Origin of the sequence: Mediterraneibacter torques (assembly GCF_044591705.1) — a bacterium.
GTDB lineage: Bacteria > Bacillota > Clostridia > Lachnospirales > Lachnospiraceae > Mediterraneibacter > Mediterraneibacter torques.
On sequence record NZ_CP172594.1, the window covers coordinates 2,677,801 to 2,696,319 of the forward strand.

The 18,519-nt window shown below is 42.3% G+C and carries 20 protein-coding genes and 1 pseudogene; 4 read left to right on the forward strand and 17 right to left on the reverse strand.

What is annotated here, in order from left to right; all coding sequences use genetic code 11:
• The first annotated feature begins 27 nt into the window (after positions 1 to 27).
• A complete protein-coding gene (locus tag ACH9UM_RS12500; RefSeq protein WP_004847863.1) occupies positions 28 to 606 on the forward strand; it encodes a helix-turn-helix domain-containing protein in 579 nt (192 codons plus the stop codon).
• Here ACH9UM_RS12500 and dnaB read toward each other — a convergent pair whose 3' ends face one another.
• The 4 genes from dnaB to ACH9UM_RS12520 all read right to left on the reverse strand — a co-directional run bounded on the left by dnaB (position 607) and on the right by ACH9UM_RS12520 (position 5,096).
• Entirely contained in the window at positions 607 to 1,956 is a 1,350-nt protein-coding gene (gene dnaB / locus ACH9UM_RS12505; RefSeq protein ID WP_004847864.1) for a replicative DNA helicase, read from the reverse strand.
• Positions 1,957 to 1,965: 9 nt separating this feature from the next.
• The gene (gene rplI, locus ACH9UM_RS12510) at positions 1,966 to 2,415 is read right to left on the reverse strand and encodes a 50S ribosomal protein L9 (RefSeq protein ID WP_004847865.1); all 450 of its coding nucleotides are present in this window, start codon (positions 2,413 to 2,415) and stop codon (positions 1,966 to 1,968) included.
• Entirely contained in the window at positions 2,416 to 4,461 is a 2,046-nt protein-coding gene (locus ACH9UM_RS12515) for a DHH family phosphoesterase (RefSeq protein ID WP_004847866.1), read from the reverse strand. It abuts the gene before it with no gap.
• Between the two features lie 494 nt (positions 4,462 to 4,955).
• Positions 4,956 to 5,096, reverse strand: a complete 141-nt coding sequence (locus tag ACH9UM_RS12520) for a hypothetical protein (protein WP_004847867.1) — start codon at positions 5,094 to 5,096, stop codon at positions 4,956 to 4,958.
• Positions 5,097 to 5,231: 135 nt separating this feature from the next.
• On the opposite strand from ACH9UM_RS12520, the gene ACH9UM_RS12525 reads away from it, so the two are divergent.
• Positions 5,232 to 5,612, forward strand: a complete 381-nt coding sequence (locus ACH9UM_RS12525; protein WP_009320325.1) for a helix-turn-helix domain-containing protein — start codon at positions 5,232 to 5,234, stop codon at positions 5,610 to 5,612.
• Positions 5,613 to 6,034: 422 nt separating this feature from the next.
• Positions 6,035 to 6,245: pseudogene (locus ACH9UM_RS12530) on the forward strand (tyrosine-type recombinase/integrase); the annotation flags it as partial.
• Between the two features lie 67 nt (positions 6,246 to 6,312).
• Here the strand turns inward: ACH9UM_RS12530 and rpsR are convergent.
• The 13 genes from rpsR to ACH9UM_RS12595 form a co-directional block, all read right to left on the reverse strand.
• Positions 6,313 to 6,579: a 30S ribosomal protein S18 gene (gene rpsR / locus ACH9UM_RS12535; RefSeq protein ID WP_009320326.1), complete on the reverse strand. Its 267-nt coding sequence runs from the start codon at positions 6,577 to 6,579 to the stop codon at positions 6,313 to 6,315.
• A gap of 15 nt (positions 6,580 to 6,594) precedes the next feature.
• Positions 6,595 to 7,038, reverse strand: a complete 444-nt coding sequence (locus ACH9UM_RS12540) for a single-stranded DNA-binding protein (protein WP_004847870.1) — start codon at positions 7,036 to 7,038, stop codon at positions 6,595 to 6,597.
• A gap of 16 nt (positions 7,039 to 7,054) precedes the next feature.
• Positions 7,055 to 7,342: a 30S ribosomal protein S6 gene (rpsF, locus tag ACH9UM_RS12545; RefSeq protein WP_004847871.1), complete on the reverse strand. Its 288-nt coding sequence runs from the start codon at positions 7,340 to 7,342 to the stop codon at positions 7,055 to 7,057.
• Positions 7,343 to 7,468: 126 nt separating this feature from the next.
• Positions 7,469 to 7,657 carry a DUF951 domain-containing protein gene (locus ACH9UM_RS12550; protein ID WP_044929522.1) on the reverse strand — a complete coding sequence of 63 codons (189 nt, stop codon included), beginning with the start codon at positions 7,655 to 7,657 and terminating at the stop codon, positions 7,469 to 7,471.
• A 20-nt stretch (positions 7,658 to 7,677) separates the two neighbouring features.
• Positions 7,678 to 8,445: a class B sortase gene (srtB, locus tag ACH9UM_RS12555; protein ID WP_009321556.1), complete on the reverse strand. Its 768-nt coding sequence runs from the start codon at positions 8,443 to 8,445 to the stop codon at positions 7,678 to 7,680.
• A 768-nt stretch (positions 8,446 to 9,213) separates the two neighbouring features.
• The gene (locus ACH9UM_RS12560; RefSeq protein WP_004847874.1) at positions 9,214 to 9,849 is read right to left on the reverse strand and encodes a lactate utilization protein; all 636 of its coding nucleotides are present in this window, start codon (positions 9,847 to 9,849) and stop codon (positions 9,214 to 9,216) included.
• Positions 9,850 to 9,961: 112 nt separating this feature from the next.
• Positions 9,962 to 10,723 (reverse strand): type 1 glutamine amidotransferase, encoded by a 762-nt coding sequence (locus ACH9UM_RS12565; protein ID WP_004847875.1) that lies wholly within the window; start codon positions 10,721 to 10,723, stop codon positions 9,962 to 9,964.
• Positions 10,720 to 12,075, reverse strand: a complete 1,356-nt coding sequence (locus tag ACH9UM_RS12570; protein WP_004847876.1) for a MurT ligase domain-containing protein — start codon at positions 12,073 to 12,075, stop codon at positions 10,720 to 10,722. Before ACH9UM_RS12570 ends, ACH9UM_RS12565 begins: the two co-directional genes overlap by 4 nt.
• Positions 12,076 to 12,095: 20 nt before the next feature.
• Entirely contained in the window at positions 12,096 to 12,971 is an 876-nt protein-coding gene (locus tag ACH9UM_RS12575) for a Cof-type HAD-IIB family hydrolase (protein WP_009243512.1), read from the reverse strand.
• A 200-nt stretch (positions 12,972 to 13,171) separates the two neighbouring features.
• On the reverse strand, positions 13,172 to 14,545 hold the full coding sequence (locus ACH9UM_RS12580; protein WP_004847878.1) for an MATE family efflux transporter: 1,374 nt from the start codon (positions 14,543 to 14,545) through the stop codon (positions 13,172 to 13,174).
• A gap of 216 nt (positions 14,546 to 14,761) precedes the next feature.
• Positions 14,762 to 15,223: an Hsp20/alpha crystallin family protein gene (locus tag ACH9UM_RS12585; RefSeq protein WP_004847879.1), complete on the reverse strand. Its 462-nt coding sequence runs from the start codon at positions 15,221 to 15,223 to the stop codon at positions 14,762 to 14,764.
• A gap of 262 nt (positions 15,224 to 15,485) precedes the next feature.
• The gene (locus ACH9UM_RS12590) at positions 15,486 to 15,890 is read right to left on the reverse strand and encodes a hypothetical protein (RefSeq protein ID WP_004847881.1); all 405 of its coding nucleotides are present in this window, start codon (positions 15,888 to 15,890) and stop codon (positions 15,486 to 15,488) included.
• Positions 15,891 to 16,356: 466 nt separating this feature from the next.
• A complete protein-coding gene (locus ACH9UM_RS12595; protein WP_004847883.1) occupies positions 16,357 to 17,124 on the reverse strand; it encodes a helix-turn-helix domain-containing protein in 768 nt (255 codons plus the stop codon).
• A 281-nt stretch (positions 17,125 to 17,405) separates the two neighbouring features.
• On the opposite strand from ACH9UM_RS12595, the gene ACH9UM_RS12600 reads away from it, so the two are divergent.
• Positions 17,406 to 18,425, forward strand: coding sequence for a CPBP family intramembrane glutamic endopeptidase (locus ACH9UM_RS12600; RefSeq protein WP_004847884.1), 1,020 nt, complete (start codon positions 17,406 to 17,408; stop codon positions 18,423 to 18,425).
• Positions 18,426 to 18,519 lie beyond the last annotated feature (94 nt).

An 18,519-nucleotide genomic window follows, 5' to 3' on the forward strand; every position in this document is an offset into this window, starting at 1 on the left:
AAGCAAAATGAGGAGGTTCACATATTAATGGGTGAAGTCAGATTTATGATTTCCGAAGCCGCAAAACAGGTCAATGTCGAATCACATGTATTAAGATATTGGGAAGAAGAACTCGACCTGACGATCGGGCGAACGGAAATGGGACATCGATACTACACCAAAGATGACATTCAGCTCTTCTGCTGTATCAAAAAACTCAAAAACGAAGGAATGCTCTTAAAAGACTTAAAACCACTCATTCCCGAATTAAAAGAAAAAAAATCTAAGTTAAAAACTCCCGAAAAAGAAAAAACTCAACTTCAGACAGTCACTTCAGAAACAGGAGATATTCTTCTTCCTCTTAATACGATCGATCAAATGCGTGCTCTCGTAGGCGATGTTTTCCGCGAAGCGCTGAATGAAAACAACTCCATATTAAAAAATGACATCAGCAGTACGATCACCACTGACGTCATTCATGAAATGGATTTTATACTTGAGGCAAAAGAACGCCGTCAGGAAGAACATTTCCGCAAACTGGACATGCTCATCCGCAGACAGCAGACCGCGCGAAAAGAATCCTCTAAATCAGGCGCGATCATGAAATTAAAAAGCATATTTACATAATCACTGCTGCTGACGCAGTTCATTTCCGAAACGGGTATACTGCGGCATCCACGCAAGACGGACGGTTCCGATGGGACCGTTCCTCTGTTTTGCGATAATGATCTCCGCAATATTCTTATCCTCCGTATCCGGATTATAATAATCATCACGGTAAATAAACATACATACGTCGGCATCCTGCTCGATTGCTCCCGATTCACGAAGGTCGGAAAGCATCGGTCTTTTATCCGTTCTCTGCTCAACCGCACGGCTCAACTGAGACAATGCGATCACCGGTACGTTCAATTCTCTGGCAAGTCCTTTCAACGATCGTGAAATCTCCGAAATTTCCTGCTGGCGGCTTTCATTTTTACGTCCGCCGCTTCCGCTCATCAACTGCAAATAGTCGATGATGATCAGATCAAGTCCCTGCTCCAATTTGTATTTACGACATTTTGAGCGCATCTCCGAAATACTGATACCCGACGTATCGTCTATGATCATACGAGAGCTTCCGATCGTGCCTGCTCCCTCGATCAGTTTCTCCCAATCCGTATCTGTCAGGTTTCCGTTTCTCAGCACCTGTGCGTCAACATGCGATTCCAGTGAAAACAGACGGTTTACAAGCTGTTCCTTTGACATCTCAAGACTGAAGATCGCTACCGCAAGATTTTGCCGAAACGCTACATGCTGCGCAATATTGAGCACGAACGCCGTTTTTCCCATAGACGGACGCGCCGCTATAAGAACAAGGTCTGATCTTTGCAGACCGGACAGTTTGTAATCAAGGTCGATGAACCCTGTCGGTATTCCGGTGACATTTCCTTTCGTCTTAGACGCCTTTTCGATCACATCCAGCGCGTTTAATACGACCTGCTTTATCGGAACGTATTCCTGGGAATTCCCGTTTTCCGCAAGTTCAAACACTCGCTTCTCTGTTCGTTCAAGCAGTTCATCAAGAGGCTCGTTTTCAAGATAACACGCATTCGCCGTCTCTTCGTTAAGTTTGATCAAACTGCGTAAAACCGATTTTTCTTTTACGATTTCCGCATAATATTTTACGTTGGCAGATGTCTGAGTTCCTACGAGAAGATCTCTTGCAAATTCCATACTGCTTACTTCCGGAGGCACGTCTTTTGTTTTTAAATATTCCTGAAGCGTGATCAAATCTACCGGACGCCCCGATTTAAACAGATCTGTCATAGCGTCGAATAAGATCCCATATGCCGTCTGATAAAAATCCTGTCCGGCCAAAATCTCCGATGTGACCGTAATCGCATCTTTATTCATCAGCATCGCCCCAAGTACAGCCTGCTCGGCTTCTGTACTATGGGGCGGTATCCGCTTCATGGCAGCTTCTATATTTTCCATGAGAACTCCTTATGCTTCTTCTTTTACAACAACTTTCAACTCTGCCGAAACTTCAGGATGAAGTTTTACTGTCACGATATGCGTACCAAGCGACTTGATCGACTCTTTCAACTGGATTTTTTTCTTATCAATATCTAACTGCATCTGATCTTTGACCGCTACCGCGATTTCTTTGCTGGAAACAGAACCGAACGTTCTTCCGCCTTCGCCGACTTTGATCGCAAGCTCGACTTTGCCTGCCGATAATTCCGCTGCAAGTTCTTTCGCAGCGTCAAGATTTTCCTGAGCCACTTTTTTCTCGTTATTTTTCTGAAGTTTCAGATCATTCAGATTTTTTCCCGTTGCTTCCACGCCCAGTTTTTTCGGCAAGATAAAATTCCTTGCGTATCCGTCGTTCACATTAACGATCTCCCCTTTTTTCCCGAGAGATTTTACATTTTCCAATAAAATAACTTTCATCTATATATCTCCTTTCTCAATCATATCGTCTATCGTTTCTTTCAATGTGCTGATCGCCTCTTCCATATTCGTATGGTCAAACTGCGCTCCCGCAGAATTAATATGACCTCCGCCTCCCAGCTTTTCGGCAATAATCTGCACATTTACCTCGTCGATCGAACGCGCACTCATATAAATCTTTTCCTGATAAACCGTCAATACAAACGACGCGTTGATCCCACTGATATCAAGAAGCTCGTTTGCGGTCTGCGCCGCAAGAACCGTCGGACTTTCAATATCGCCCGGGCAGACTGCGATCGCAAACTGATTCTTATAAACCTCAGCCTCCCTCATCGCCTCTGCTTTCGCTCTGTATGATTCCATATCGTCCCTGAACATCTTTCTTACCCGGGTGATATCCGCACCGCAGCGGCGAAGGAATGCCGCCGCTTCAAACGTACGCACTCCCGTCCTGTTCATAAAGTTCCTTGTGTCGATCATAATTCCCGCGTACATGCACTCCGCCTCGACAGCCGGGATTTTGATACTGTCAGAGATATATTGAAGCACTTCGGCTACCATTTCACATGTAGATGAAGAATACGGTTCTACATAAGATAAGACTGCATTTGCGATTACCGTACTGCTCTGACGGTGATGATCTAAAACGGCAGTCATTCTGGAACGCCTCAAAAGTTCGGGACATTCTGTCATCTGCGGCTTATTTGTATCGACTACGATCACCATCGTATTATCCGTAATATAATCCATAGCTTCATCTGAAGTCAGAAAGATATCATCCTCATACGCCGGACTTTCCACAATCTCATTATAAAGCGGCCGAACCGACTCTGTCACCGTATTCACGATAATATGAGCTTTCTTCTCAAGGCTGACCGCCGCTCTGTAAATTCCCATACAAGCGCCGAACGAATCCGGATCCGCAATCTTATGACCCATGACAAGAACTCTGTCTTTCGTCACGATAAACTCTCTTAAAGCCTCTGCTTTTACACGGGCTTTTACACGGGTGTTTTTAGCAGTCTGTTCTTTCTTACCGCCAAAATAAGTGATTCCGCTGCAGTCTTTTATCACCGCCTGGTCGCCTCCGCGCGCAAGGGCAAGGTCGATCGCCACACGCGCATACTGGTAACTAAGCGCATATGTCGCCGTATTCAGACCAAGTCCGATACTTAACGTTGCCGAGCGGGCATTTCCGATATTAACCTGCTTTACTTCTTCAAGAAGCGAAAAACGGTCTTCCGCTATTTTTTTGTAAGCAGATTTGCGAAGAACAATAAAATATTTGTCCTTCTCCATTTTCTTTACAATACCGTCCACATCGCCGATATATTTATTGATCTTTCGATCGATCAGAGCAACCAGAAGCGACTGTCGTACCTCTTCAACGCTCTCCATCACCTCGTCGTAATTATCGATGTAGATCAGCCCTGCGATCATCCGCTGCTCTTCATTTTCGCGGATATACGCATTCAATTCTGTTACATCCTGCATGGATACCGCTACGAAAAACTCCTCTTCCTCGGGAATCTGTAACAATTTTTCCTTGTCGCTGAAGCCGTGAAGCGATACTCTGCGCAATTCTGCCTGATAGTGTCTGTCACAGTACTCCACCTCCATCTCAACATGTTCCATGTCGTCTTTAGGAAAAACACTTGTCGTAAGAGCCGGTATCATCCTGTACAGATATTTTTCTTTTCTTGAACTTTGCGTTAATTTTGAAAACGCATCATTTTTCCAAAGAATACGTCCATCCTCAAGAGCGATCGCATAAGGAACCGCAAGTTCCTTTAACAGCGTATTTTCAATCCCCTTATACTGCGTGGAAAATTGAATCAAATCCGCTAAAATAAGCGATCTGTTATAAAAATACAATCCTCCCGCAATCGCCAGATAAATCAGGATAAACATAAACATGATAAACGCTGCTTTCCGGTCTACCATTAAAACCCATATATTCATCGCAACGAGTAAAAACGTCATGATAAGCGGCCAGTTCATATACAGCCTGAGTTTTCCTTTTAAGCGCATTTTCTTCTTTTTCATAGTGATACTACCTCATCCGCACCCTTTAGGACACATGCAATGTGCATCATTAGATTACCAAAAAACTTTGTTTCGCTACAATGTCTTATTATAACATCTTTTTGAATTTTATTCTACTATACTTTTTTCTTCAAATTATTGCAATCACCTATTATTTTAGTATCAAAAACCTTAATTCCCTACCTATACGCTATATTATAAATAGAAAAGGAAAATCCCAGGCGACTTCCCCAAAAAGTAATTGACTGTTACAAAAAAGGCTGACTCAAAGAGTTTCCCCTAAGAATCAGCCTTATATTCTTGATTAGTCCTGAACGTACGGCATCGGCTATGTACTTTTTACCAGTTACATGCATGATTATTCGCTGTTTTTAGCGGTGTTTTGCCTTGAAATTGTGCAGATTTTCCACTCTTTACATTTTTCTAGTATCATTTTGGTATCACCGGAAAGCCTGGAACTTCGCCCAGCAGATAGGTCAACCCGCTCTCATATCTTAAGCGAATGACAGCAGGTAACCTATCCGGGAGCTGATCCACGGCAATGTTCCTTTCGGGATTCCAGCTGCTACGAGATCCTTTTGTCCCATGCACGCCCTTGCTCTCGCAAGCTCATACTTTTGTCTGTCAAGTTTCATCTTTATATCACCTCACTTTTCAGATTGTTTTCAGATGTTTTTCAATCTGTAAACTTCTTTTTTAGATTGTTTTCACTCTGTACATTTCGAGTCAAATATGGCATTCTGTTTTTAAATGAAAAGAGGTGAATAGATATGCCAACCTATACAGGCGATATGATACGAAAATACCGCACCGAAAAAGGACTGACACAGAAGAAACTCGGCGAATTATGTGGTATCGCTGACTCAAATATAAGAAAATATGAGTCCGGTAATCAAAACCCTAAAATAGAAACGCTTCAAAAAATAGCCGATGCCTTAGATATTCCGGTAAACCGTTTGCTTGCCGGAAAAATTATATCTAGGGATGAATTAAAAGAGAAACTCTCGGAATATGGTCTGACTCATCTTGTACCAGACACAGAAGAAGAACGGACTGTATTGGAAAATTGTAAAAAACTAAATGAAACCGGAAAGAAAGAGGCCGCAAAAAGAGTAGAAGAACTTACCCATTTAGAAAAGTATACAAAATAACCACCGTACCTTAAAGTACGCCGGTAAATGAGTTTTCCCAGAATTGGGAGAAGCCGAATAGCCATTACACAAAATCGTGCAGTGCAACCTGCTCAAAAATGAGCGAAACCGTACATTGACAATAATATACTTACCCAGGGAGCCGATGAGGTGCTATACCAGTTGCCGGACACATTGAAAGGAGCTGGTAATATGGTTACATACTCTGACTTGTTCACGTTTGTAATTATGCTTTGTGCAGTCATAACCCTTGTTGTTACGATTTTTAGACACAAAAAATAGCGCCCCTGTCTGGTAAACTAAGGCGCTATCTTTATAGGTTTTATTTTGCCGGCGGCTAGGTGTGCACTAGCTATCGGCTCCCTTGTTAAATATATTATAGTTAATTAAATAAAATATGTCAATTATCTTCGATCATTTTCAAAAAAGCCGGAGTGAAACAGATCCGCGTTCACGATCTCCGGCATTTCTCACGCCTCGCTATTGATTGAACGTGGTTTTTCTGCTATTTTGGTATCTGAACGCCTGGGACACGAGAACGTGTCAACCACACTAAACGTATACTCCCATCTTTTCCCCTCTAAGCATTCAGAAGTTGCGGAAAAACTCGAAAGGTTATATCATTACGAATAGTATCATATCAGTATCAAAAAAGGCTGACTCAAAGAGTTTCCCCTAAGAATCAGCCTTATATTCTTGATTAGTCCTGAACGTATGGCATCAAAGCGATATGTCTTGCTCTTTTGATTGCTACTGTAAGAGCTCTCTGATGTTTTGCACAGTTTCCTGTGATTCTTCTCGGAAGAATTTTTCCTCTTTCAGAAACATATTTCTTTAATTTTGCTACATCCTTGTAATTGATCTCGTTATTTTCTTTTCCACAGAATACGCAGACTTTTTTTCTTCTGCGAGCCGGACCTCTTCTCTTAAATCCGCCTTCCGGTCTGCTTCCCTTTTCGTAAGCCATGATGATTCTCCTTTCCTAATTGAACGGCAGCTCCTCATCAATACCATCCGGGATATTCATAAATCCGTCTCCTGCCGGAGCGCTCGGCGCCGGACTCGGTGCAGACTGCTGATACATACCTCTGTTGGCTTCGCTCTCTGCTCTGCTCTCTGCGAACTCCTGCTCTTCCACGATCACTTCTGTTGTGTATACTTTCATACCGTCTTTATTCGTGTAGCTTCCTGTCTGAATACGACCGGAAACAGAAACCCGCATGCCCTGACGAAAATATTTTTCCGCAAACTCTGCCGAGCGGCCGAATACAACGCACGGAATAAAATCCGCTGTCGGTTCGCCGTCTCTTTTAAATCTACGGTCAACGGCAACTGTATATCTTGCAACTGCCGTTGTATTATCTCCCTGTGAATATCTGACTTCAGGATCTCTAGTCAACCGTCCCACTAAAACTGCCTTATTCATATATACCTCTTTCCGCTTATGCTTCCTGTTTCACGCATAAATATCTGAGTACGTTGTCCATGATGCGGATACGCTGCTCCACTTCTCCCGGAACTGTACTTTCAGCTTCGAAGTGTACGAAGTAGTAAAATCCTTCTGTCATTTTCTGGATTTCATAAGCGAATCTTCTTTTGCCCCACTCATCCACGTCTGTTACGTTACCGCCGAAACGTGTGATAAGAGCTTTCACTTTCTCGATTACGTTCGCTCTTGCTTCGTCTTCGAGTTTTGCGCTCACAACAACAGCTAATTCATACTTATTCATGTTCTTATACCTCCTTATGGTCTCTGGCTCCTGTTTTCATTACAGGAACAAGGAATTATGATACATATCGGTTTCAATCCGACAGTATGTCACAATTATTGATGATACCATAAGTCTTTTTTAGTTTCAAGTCCTTTTTACGATTTGTCTCGTGTTTTTTTCGACTAATTTGCGGGCAACCATGATCTGATGTCCGCAGCCTACGCACTTCAATCTGAAATCAGCTCCGACCCGAAGCACTTCCCACTCCTTGCTCCCGCACGGATGAGGCTTCTTCATCGTAATGATATCGCCTATATCAAATCTGTCTGCCATATAATTTCCTTTCTTCGTCATCAATCTACCGCAGTCAGAACTCCCTGTACAAGAAAACGTTCGTCATCGCGGACATTTGTACACGTTGACAGACTGACAATCTGCGACTGCGCCGTCAATTCCACGTCTTCTACCTTATAATTCGAGGATTCCTCGCAAAGCTTCAAATACGCCTCATAATCCGCATCCGTAGCATAATCAAGCTTATAATTATCCGCCGTATCTTTCACAACTCCAGCTGAGAACACCTTATATGTTCTAACCTTTCCATCCGGTGTATATATGTAGAAGTTTGGATGCTTCTTACAGAAAGATTCATTTTCGTATTTAAGAAGCTCCGAAAACATTTCTCCTCCGACGTTAAGATGATGACCGTAGATAAACGTGTTTTTGTCTGAAAAATCATTACTGTTTCTCATATCTACAAAAATCGCACCAAGCTTATTGTCATTTGCCGTAAACGTCTTTGTCAGATACTCATTATTATCCGCGCTCTTTACAACGGGATAATTGATCACCGCCGGCTCATCAAAGCGAATCCATGCAACCGTGTCTTCGTTTTCTTTCAGCAAAGCGTCAAAATCAACAGTAAAACCTTTCCCTTCTTCATCCGCCGTAATGGCAATGTTTTTAATCTTATCGTACTCTTCCCCGCCGGAGTAATACGGAATCAGCATCGTGATAAGCTGATACAACGAAAAAATAAACACGCACGCCGCTATAATAAGCACTCCTCCGGAAGCAAAATTAAATGCTGCCCGTTTTTGTTTCTTTTTCTTTTTTGACATCGCCTTTGATTTTCCGTTCGGATGACCGCCTTGCTTTCTGACAATTCCATCTGCCGATCTGACCGGCTTCTGTTCTGCAGGATTTCCCTGAGCCTTTCCCGCCGCTCTTCTTAAGGACGGATCTGCCGGCGTTCCCGCTTTCCCCGCTGTTCTTCTTGCGGACGGATCTGTCGGCGTTCCCGCTTTCCCTGCCGTTCTTCTTGCGGACGGATCTGTCGGCGCTCCCGCTTTCCCTGCCGTTCTTCTTGCGGACGGATCTGTCGGTGTTCCCGTTTTCCCCGCTGCTCTTCTTGCGGACGGATCTGTCGGTGTTCCCGTTTTCCCCGCTGCTCTTCTTGCGGACGGATCTGTCGGCGTTCCCGCTTTCCCTGACGCTCTTCTTAAGGACGGATCTGTCGGCGCTCCCGCTGCATCCCGCGTTCTTCCTGTTTCAGAATGTTCCTTTCGCAGACTTCCTTGCGCACGCCCTGCCTGTTCAGACGGTTTCCTCACACTTCCCGACTCTCGTCTCATCGGAGTAACCGTTCCGCCCGGCGTTGTTCTTCTGGTCGGATCGCCGCTTTCCGATGTTCTTCGTACAGATGCCGAACTGCTTTTTCCTGACGGTCTTCCTGCTGAGGCGGGAGCGCCGTTTCCCGACGGTCTTCTTCCCAGACCTTCATTTGCCCGCGCGCTTCCCTCAGCATTCCCTTCTCTTCGCACCGTACGTTTTCGCGCGTTTTGATCCATTGTATTTCTTTCATTTCTGTCCATAGGTAATTTCCTCTCCTAAAATCCCAAAACATCGTCTACAAGAATTATTTTAAACCGCTTCGGAATTCTGCTGAATCTTGTGACCAAGACCTGACAGCAGATGCAGTCTGAACTCTTGCAGTCAAAACAGCTTCCGTTTTTTACGCATGGAGTCTCAAGTCCGAATCTCTGTGAATTGATCGGCGCAGCTTCGTTTCTCGCCCTTTGCACCGCATCTTCTTCTGACTTCACCACTTTATTCATTCCTACGATAAGCAGTACGTTTTTCGGTCCGAACGCATATGCCGCCACACGGTTCGCATTTCCGTCAATATTAACAAATACTCCGTTCTCACTCATAGCATTGACACTTCCGAGGTACCAGTCGCATGTAAACGCTTTCAATGCAATCTCCTGACGTTCTTCGGGTGTCGCCGCCTGATCCCTGTCATAAAACTCATAATTTCCCGCATTGATCGCATCAAGAAGTCCCGATTCCCGAACCGACATCGAGCCGCCCATTGTAACCGAGCTTCCCTCCTCCATCAGCTCCAGCGCTTTTTGAACAGCTTCTTCTTTCGTTGATGCATAATAAGCTTCCATATTTCTTGATTCAAGCGCTTTCACAACACGTTTGCCAAGCGCTTCATTTCTCATCCGTCTTACATCCATAAGAAATACTTCCTTTCTTTTATTTTATATTTACAGCAACAAGCGTAGTGTTCCCGCCAGAACTTCCACCTGCCGGAAAATCTGTCTTTCTGTCACACTCTCTGCAGCCGGATCAGGTATGTCTTTTTACCGTTTCCCGAAGCACATATTTTTTATCGCTGTACCTGTCGGCAATATAACTGTTTGCTTTCTTTTCCGTCTCGTCTTTCAGCGGCTCAAGCTTCACTTCTTCACCGTATTTTCTTTGAAGCGCTTTTTCAAGAAGATAATCACATACCTGCGGATTTTTCGGAAGAAGAGGTCCGTGCAAATATGTTGCGATCACATTTTTATATATAACGCCTTCATAACCTGATTTTCCTGTATTTCCCAAGCCGTAAAACACTTTCCCGAACGGAGTGTGATCACCGATATATGTCCTTCCTCCATGATTTTCAAATCCGACTACAGGCTGTTCAAAAAGCGGACTGTTCAACACGATATTTCTGATCAGTCTCTCCGGCTGCCATTCTGTCGTTATATCAAGAATCGAAAGACCTTCTATCGTCTTTTTATTTGTCTTGTAATATTTCCCGAGAAGCTGATATCCCCCGCACACAGCGAGGACAACTCCCCCGTCTTCAACATATGCTTTAAAATCATCTTTGATGTCTTTTAGGAAACCGCATACAAGTTCCTGCTCTCTGTCAGATCCGCCGCCTAAGAGCACGATATCCAACTTAGAAAAATCAATTTTTTCACCTGATAGAAACGGAATCACCTCTGCCTCCATCCCCCGCCATTCAAGACGTTTCCGAAAACACTGTATATTTCCTCTGTCACCGTATAAGTTTAAGAGATCCGGATATAAATGTCCGATTGTAAGTTTCTTCATCGTTCCGTACCTCCTTTCCCCTCTAATTCAGTCAGCATATGGTTCGTCTGATACAATCCGGAGTAGTTCACGATAACATAAAGATTTTTCGTGCCCTGCTCTACACACTCAAGCACCGATGCACGCATATCGTCTGTAGATTCGCAAGAAACATCTTCGTATTTCAACCGAAGCGCCATATCATACTTCCTTGTTCCCGCCGTAATAATCTTTCTTGCGTTACTTTCCGCAAGATACTGAAAATCCACATCCCAAAGCCATGATACGTCTTCCCCATCCTGATACGTATCATTGATCTGAATGATAATATCTTTCGGATTCGGATCTCTGAGTACATGCGATACTTTCTGCTGAAAACCGATCGGATTTTTCGCAAGGTGGAGCTGCACTCTTGCACCGTTTATATTAAAAATACTTTCTCTGTTATTTCCATAATCAAACGCCTCTATCATCTCTTTAAAATGTTCATATCCCGCTCCCATCGTTTTAAGAGCCGCATACGCCGACAGAGTATTGTAAATATTATAAGGTGTCCTTATCTGCGGATCAAAGTGGATTCCGTCCATATCAAATGAATACAATTCATCTTCTCTTACGACATGTTCAGCCGTATATTCCGGATTTGGTCTGTTCCATCCGCAGTTCGGACAATGATACAACCCTAACTGACCATAATGGAAAAACTGATATTCCAGTTTCTTTCCGCATTTGCGGCAAAAAATGCTCTCCCGTATTTCAGATCGTGAAACATCGTCAAATATCTGCTCGCTGATACCATATGTGACAAATGCATTTTTGCTTTCCTGCGCCAAAGAGTAAGATAAAATGTCATCACAATTTATAATAAGCGTTGTCTTCGGAACGCTTGTCACCGCTGTCATCAATTTATTATAAGTAATATCAACTTCACCGAAGCGATCAAGCTGATCTCGCGAAATATTTGTCAGCAGCGCACAGTCTGGCTCTATTTTCGGCAGCACCCCTACAGATGCGATCTCATCTACTTCTATGCATGCATAATCCGCATCCAGATTGCCATGCTTGTCTGTTGCAAGAACAAACGCCGAAATAATTCCGTTTAACATATTAGCGCCCGTACGGTTAATAATCACTTTCTGACCTTCATGCTCTAACGCCTTACATAAAATCGCGTTCGTCGTTGTCTTTCCGTTTGTTCCCATTGTGACGATCGTCTTTTTTCTAACCTGACCCGATAATTCCTTCAGTATATTCGGATCGATCAGACGCGCCACATATCCCGGAAGCGTCACCCCGCTTCCACGGTTTAACTTTTTGATCAGACTGCTCGTCGCTTTCGCGCATTTCACAGCAAATTTACTTCTCAATCTCATACTTGAACCAATTTCCCTTTTTATTTATTTTTCTGCTTTTTTAACAGTTCCCGAATGGCATACGCAACACCAAGCTCATCATTTGACTTCGTAATATATTTTGCCGCTTTTTTCAATTCCGAAACCGCATTTCCCATCGCTACCGTCGCTCCGAAATCCATTGACATCATCGAATAATCATTCAAACTGTCTCCGAGAACCATAACCTCATCCATAGTATATCCAAGCGACTCGATATATTCCTTCAATATCGGACCTTTCTGCGCTCTTGCATCCGTGATCTCCACATTTGATTCAAATGATGAAGCGACTGCGATTTTAGGATTTTTTTCAAGATGTTTTGTCACCCTGCGGACTAACTCAAGATCATGTGAAAACATAAATAGTTTAAACACCGGGATACCCGCTTTCTCAATCTCTTCAAAATCAGAAACAACCTTTACACTTTCTATCGCCCTGCGATATTCGCTTGTTTTCACGACCTCTTCCCGGGTCATATTTACATGAAAAAGCTGCATCTCCGCTATAATACTTTCTTCGACTTCTTTTTCCGTTCCGATACGGTAATCGCCTTCATTTGTAAGAAATACGATCGATATCGGAAATTCTTTCACCTCTTCGCAGATCTCTCTGCACAACTCCATTCCGATGCCGCATTCTTTTACAATTTTTCTCTGCGGATCTCTGACTTCCGCTCCGCTTCCCAATATATAATCACAAACAATTCCTGTTCCGTCAAGCTCTGCCATAGCGCCTTCATAACCTCTGCCTGTCGCCACCATAAACCGGATGCCTGCCGCACACGCTTCCTTTACTGCCGCGATCGTATCCGGAGCGATTCTGTGGTCATCACAAAGAAGCGTTCCATCCATATCGCTCGCTATCACTTTGATCATATCTTCATATCTCCAATCTATATACAATAGTTCAGCCATACAGTGTACGTAGAGCATAAAACATGCTTGCATGTTTTTACCGACGGACATCTGTGTGCGGTTACTTGCTATTCTATCTATTATAAAGTTTTTCCCCGCATTTTACAACACAAATCGCCCTAACCTGCACAGTCGTTTTTCCATAACCGTCACAGTCGTTTCTACAGTTTGATTTCCCCAAGTCTTCCGCTGCCTTTCAGATATTTCCTATATACAAAGAAAAAAACAACGCTTGTCACCGATGCCGCCAGTATATCCGCCACCGGCTCCGCATAAAAAGCATCTTTCGCCGTAAACAACGCCGGGAGAAAACATGTTGATGAAAAGTAAAAAACTTTTCTTACAACAGACATCCCAAGAGACAACTTCGTCATGCCAAGAGCAGTAAGCGCATCAACAAAAACATACTGCAGACTTAACGGAACAACCATCAGAGTAAACACTTTGATCCCCCACACGGACAGTTCCCGGTACTCTGCATTATCCGTAAAAATACGAACAAAATACTGCGGAGCCACTCTTGAAATAATAAACATCACCGCCGTAAAGAAAACACAGAGCATCAACACCCAGAGCACTGTTTTCCGAATACGATCCGCTCTGTTTGCTCCATAATTATAACTAATAAGCGGCTGCGACCCTCCTGTCACGCCAAGCATCGGCGCCGTGATCAAAAGCATATAGCTTTGCACGATCGTAGCCGCCGTGATCAACGTATCCCCGTAGTCTGCTCCGCCGTAATACTGCAAAACAGCATTCAGCGCAATGATGATCACACTGTCTGATGCCAGAATCAAAAACGGAGAGAAACCAATCTTCACGATTCGTTTTCCAATCTCCCGCTCAGGCTTCACCAGCGTCAGCGGAATACGCATCTTCTTTCTCTTCAATGTATAAAGAACAAAGATGCATGATGACATCTGTGCAATCACCGTAGCCACTGCCGCCCCCGCAATATCCATTTCAAGTCCGAAAATAAATACCGGATCAAGCACGATATTTACGATTGCTCCGATCAGTGTCGTCAGCATTCCAAGCCCCGGATATCCCTGTGCCGTAATAAAATAATTCATCCCCATTGACAAAAGAGCGAAAAAAGTTCCAAGCGTGTAAATAGTCATATAAGTATTGGCATACGGAAATATATCTGCGCTTGCCCCAAACCATCTCAGTAAATAATCTTTCGTAAGTAAAAATACAATCGTCAATATTCCCGAAAAAATAAGCAGCATAGAAAAACTGTTTGCCAGTATCTGCTTAGCGCTTTTTTCATCTCCCGCCCCGAGACGTACCGAAAACAAGACGGAACCCCCGATACCGATCAGCGTTCCGAACGATGACAACAATGTAATGATCGGAGCACATACCCCCGCGCCTGCCAGCGAGTCAGCCCCGATCACCGGAATATTTCCTATATAGATTCTATCCACAATACTGTACAGCACATTAACAAATTGCGCGAACATAAACGGAATTGAAATTTTTAATACAAGCAAAGGAATAGAATCCCTGCCAAAATCATTTTCTTTTTTCATAACTCATATAACCCTCTCCCTAAGATTTCAGGTTATATATTATCACTTTCTCACAGATATAAAAACCGCGAAAAGTGATTTTTCTAAAACTTTTTCTCGATTTTATTCCTGCAATATCCTTACATCCGCTCTTGCATGTAAAAACGGCAGTGAACGGGAACAGCACACTCGCCGTTCCCGTTCACTACCGTCAAAAACTTGTCAAAAGAAATGAATTTATCCTTCAATCGCAATGGATTTCTTAGTCTCTACTGCTTTCGCATCCTTTTTCGGAATTGTCAGGCTCAAAATACCGTTTTCAAATTTTGCTTTAATATCTTCGTGAGTGATCGCATCGCCTACATAAAAACTCCTCTGCATTGTACCTGCATAACGCTCTTTCCGAATGTATTTTCCCTTCTTATCTTCCTCGTCCTTGTCAAGTCCTTTCGCCGCCGAGATGGTCAGATAACCATTTTCAAGATCCACGGTAATCTCGTCCTTTTTAAATCCCGGAAGATCAATATCCAACTCATATCCCGCTTCATGCTCACGAATATCTGTCTTCATCATGTTTTTGGCATTCTTACCATACAGCGGATTTTTCTTTCCCCAGAAATCTCTGTCAAATCTCTCAAACGGGAAATCCATCCAATCATCGTCAAACAAATTCTCTCCAAAAATACTAGGCATCAACATAAGTCATATCTCCTTTCAAAACACTTTTGAATTTATTGTTTTCTTTGTTATATCTGTAATATAGCACCCGTTATTAGCACTGTCAAGGGTTGAGTGCTAATATTTTTGCTATTTTTTTGCAAACCCTTTAAAATCAATGGTTTGCAGTATCTTATTTCTTTTGAAATTGTGATTTTTTCTGTTTTGACACCAATTTGACACCATTTGCGCTAAAACTACAAGCCATGCAAGCGAAAAATGAGCTCCCGTTGAGAGTTTGATCTCATAAGTGGAGATCATTTTTTTCGCTTATAAGGCGATAGCCGCGACCGAATGAATGCAGGTCATGAGGTCCATAGCGAGTAGTTCTGTAATCATTCTTAAAGAAATCTGAGCCGTCACATAATCTGAACCAAATCCCTCTTCGCAATCTCTTTTCGATCCTGAACCAGTCTGTGATATGGTTATAAACTTCCATTTCATTGAACTGCTCCACAGCTACATTATATCCGGTCACAATCGATTCGTAATGCCCTTGTTCTGGATGATTAACTGTATACGTTTTTGTTCCTGTTTGCTCTTTTCTCCAGCCCGAGTAATATCCCGCATGCATTGTCTCGTCTAAATGTTGTCCTGCAACTCCTGAGATATCAGCTTGACATGTGCTACAAATTGTATGTTCTACCATTTCATATACTGGTTCATTGACAGTTTCTGTCCAAGCTTCCTGATCGACTACCCATTCTCCTGTATAGATCGGAATACTATAATCATGAGTATGTACCGGAGCTGTATTTTGAGTTCCGCCGTTTCCTGAGTTCCCTCCATTAGATTCCCCTGTTGTTTGGGAAGCGTTATTTTTCTGTGTAGAAGCAGAAGCATCCGGTTGAGATGCTGTCTGCTTCTCATCCTATTCTTTCTTGTACCGAATTTCGGTACAAGAACCTGTTCTAAAAAACACCACACATTTATTATACTTGTTATGCAAGTATTTGCATGCCCATATTATAGCTACAAAATATTAGTTCAATCGGATTTTTGCAACCGTACACCACAACTCCGCAACACTTTCTTATAGTTTAGATTAATCAAAAGAAGGGTGTCAAGCATTCAACACCCTATTATTCGACCTTGCAATCATTATACAAATATTTTTATTCATAAATGTTTGAATACATTTCATTGAGTTTTTTCACTCCATTCTCTATCTCCTCTTTCAGTTTAGCATATACTTCATAATCATCTGCTTCCATTTTTTCTTTATGTTTTATCTGACCGTTTCTATCAAGACTATACTCTTTTGGTTTTGTAGAACCGTCGTCTGCCAAATGGTTTTCTCTTGAAATATAAAGTGTTATAAAATCGCCTGTTTTCCGAATTGTAATACCCGGATTTTCTTCCAAATCGCTATTCTTTACGAGAAGTGTGGCTACGATAAATTTCTCTCTGTCACTCATTTCCTGATTCCATTTCCATATAGAAGGTCTGTCAAACATATAAATATCATACTTAAAATCGGAATCTGTGAGGCAATAATTATTACCTTCTTGCTCAAATCCAAGTTCCTCCAACTTATCTTCATATGTCCGCACAAGATGGTCCTGCTTGCCGTTTTGAATTCCTATATAAGCTGAAACTAAAATAACTATCGCCAATACTACTATTGTTCCTATTTTAAATATTTTTAAGTGTCTTACTTTTTTATCGATTTCTTGTACCATAGAGAAGTTATCCTTAAGCATAGAATCCAACGGAACTCCTGATTCGTCACTAATCTTTACTAATGTTTGTAAATCCGGATAATTCTTTTCCTTTTCCCAGTTTGAAATAGTTTGCCTCGTCACATGATAATATTGTGCAAACTCTTCTTGAGACATCTTTTTTTCTTCTCGTAATTTTAAAATTGTTTCTCCTATTTTCATACCGCTTACCTCCTTTTTATTTTATTTTATCTCTCCACTCTGCAAAGTCCAGCAAACTTTATTTACCCCCTCCTTTTTCGGGCGCAAATAATTTTTACCTCTTCATATTTTGAAAATATTCCTTATAACATCGATTTCTAAAATTAACACCTTGCTGCCTTAGCATCTCACCGGCTGCAAATATAAGTTCTGTTTTTATTGATTTTTGCTTCGCAAAATGGGATAATAGACGTAAAATTTTTTATTGATTTTTAATCTTACGCAAGAGGAGGTTATTTCATATGGAAAACACTGAACTTATCATCCCGGCTCCGTCCGATCCGTTAAAAAAACACAAGAGTCATTTTTCCAAGATCGGACTTTTTTATTTCTGTGGAGCGATCATAATTTCGGGAGTGCAGATTTCTGTCATTACATTGATTCAGTTGATCGCACCCCAGCTTATGGTGAATCCGAATATTTCCCTGATCATCTCATCGCTTTCGATGTATCTTATTGCAATGCCGCTTTTGGTCATCATCGTACGCACGATCCCCGGCATGGTCATCCACAAGAAGAAAATGACGGCAGGGCAATGGATTATCGCCTTTTTTATGTGCTATGCGCTTATGTATGTTACGAATGTAATAGGCACATTTACGACAGCTATCTTCGGAACACTAAAAGGAGATCTCGTAGACAACCCGATCCAGGACATTCTTACCGGACTGTCTCCGCTCACAGCATTTTTCCTTATGGTGATCTGCGCTCCCATCGTCGAAGAATATGTTTTCCGAAAACTCATCATCGACCGGACAGTACAGTACGGACAGGCAACGGCTATCCTTCTGTCAGGATTGATGTTTGCGTTATTCCACGGTAATTTTAATCAATTTGTATACGCATTTACACTCGGTGTGTTCTGGGGATTCATTTATGTAAAAACCGGGCGCTTGATCTACACGGTTGCCCTGCATATGACAGTCAACTTTTTAGGCTCGATTCCGGGACTGCTTTTAATGAAATCAACATTTTTCAATCAGCTTTCTCTGTTAGCGGAAAATAACCCGTCAGCCATCGTCGGACTCGTTATGCAGCATCCGGTTCAGTTTCTTTTGATTTGTTTTTACATGCTGCTTCTTTTCGGTCTTGTCATTACAGGCATCATATTTTGGGCGATCAACTTTAAGAAATTCAAATGTGCCCCCGGAGAGATCACAATTCCGAAAGGAAAACGTTTCTCAACGATCATCTTAAATGTCGGAATGATTCTGTATTGTCTGTTTTGGATCATTCAGATTATTTTACAGTTGTTCGCTTAAACAAATCTATTTTCAGATTAAAATGCAGCTTTACCCTCACAAGAGAAAGCTGCATTTTCTAATATCTCACTATTCTTGTTCTATCAATCATTCT

Excerpts from the sequence above, each read along its gene's own strand:
- ACH9UM_RS12550 (WP_044929522.1), bottom strand. The coding sequence starts at position 7,657 with ATGGCAGACAGATTTGATATAGGCGATATCATTACGATGAAGAAGCCT.
- ACH9UM_RS12515 (WP_004847866.1), bottom strand. The coding sequence starts at position 4,461 with ATGAAAAAGAAGAAAATGCGCTTAAAAGGAAAACTCAGGCTGTATATG.
- ACH9UM_RS12570 (WP_004847876.1), bottom strand. The coding sequence starts at position 12,075 with ATGAGATTGAGAAGTAAATTTGCTGTGAAATGCGCGAAAGCGACGAGC.
- ACH9UM_RS12600 (WP_004847884.1), top strand. The coding sequence starts at position 17,406 with ATGGAAAACACTGAACTTATCATCCCGGCTCCGTCCGATCCGTTAAAA.
- ACH9UM_RS12560 (WP_004847874.1), bottom strand. The coding sequence starts at position 9,849 with ATGGATGTAAGACGGATGAGAAATGAAGCGCTTGGCAAACGTGTTGTG.
- ACH9UM_RS12575 (WP_009243512.1), bottom strand. The coding sequence starts at position 12,971 with ATGATCAAAGTGATAGCGAGCGATATGGATGGAACGCTTCTTTGTGAT.
- rpsR (WP_009320326.1), bottom strand. The coding sequence starts at position 6,579 with ATGGCTTACGAAAAGGGAAGCAGACCGGAAGGCGGATTTAAGAGAAGA.
- ACH9UM_RS12585 (WP_004847879.1), bottom strand. The coding sequence starts at position 15,223 with ATGTTGATGCCTAGTATTTTTGGAGAGAATTTGTTTGACGATGATTGG.
- ACH9UM_RS12565 (WP_004847875.1), bottom strand. The coding sequence starts at position 10,723 with ATGAAGAAACTTACAATCGGACATTTATATCCGGATCTCTTAAACTTA.
- ACH9UM_RS12500 (WP_004847863.1), top strand. The coding sequence starts at position 28 with ATGGGTGAAGTCAGATTTATGATTTCCGAAGCCGCAAAACAGGTCAAT.
- ACH9UM_RS12595 (WP_004847883.1), bottom strand. The coding sequence starts at position 17,124 with ATGAAAATAGGAGAAACAATTTTAAAATTACGAGAAGAAAAAAAGATG.
- rpsF (WP_004847871.1), bottom strand. The coding sequence starts at position 7,342 with ATGAATAAGTATGAATTAGCTGTTGTTGTGAGCGCAAAACTCGAAGAC.
- dnaB (WP_004847864.1), bottom strand. The coding sequence starts at position 1,956 with ATGGAAAATATAGAAGCTGCCATGAAGCGGATACCGCCCCATAGTACA.
- ACH9UM_RS12525 (WP_009320325.1), top strand. The coding sequence starts at position 5,232 with ATGCCAACCTATACAGGCGATATGATACGAAAATACCGCACCGAAAAA.
- rplI (WP_004847865.1), bottom strand. The coding sequence starts at position 2,415 with ATGAAAGTTATTTTATTGGAAAATGTAAAATCTCTCGGGAAAAAAGGG.
- ACH9UM_RS12520 (WP_004847867.1), bottom strand. The coding sequence starts at position 5,096 with ATGAAACTTGACAGACAAAAGTATGAGCTTGCGAGAGCAAGGGCGTGC.
- ACH9UM_RS12540 (WP_004847870.1), bottom strand. The coding sequence starts at position 7,038 with ATGAATAAGGCAGTTTTAGTGGGACGGTTGACTAGAGATCCTGAAGTC.
- ACH9UM_RS12580 (WP_004847878.1), bottom strand. The coding sequence starts at position 14,545 with ATGAAAAAAGAAAATGATTTTGGCAGGGATTCTATTCCTTTGCTTGTA.
- ACH9UM_RS12590 (WP_004847881.1), bottom strand. The coding sequence starts at position 15,890 with ATGGTAGAACATACAATTTGTAGCACATGTCAAGCTGATATCTCAGGA.
- srtB (WP_009321556.1), bottom strand. The coding sequence starts at position 8,445 with ATGTCAAAAAAGAAAAAGAAACAAAAACGGGCAGCATTTAATTTTGCT.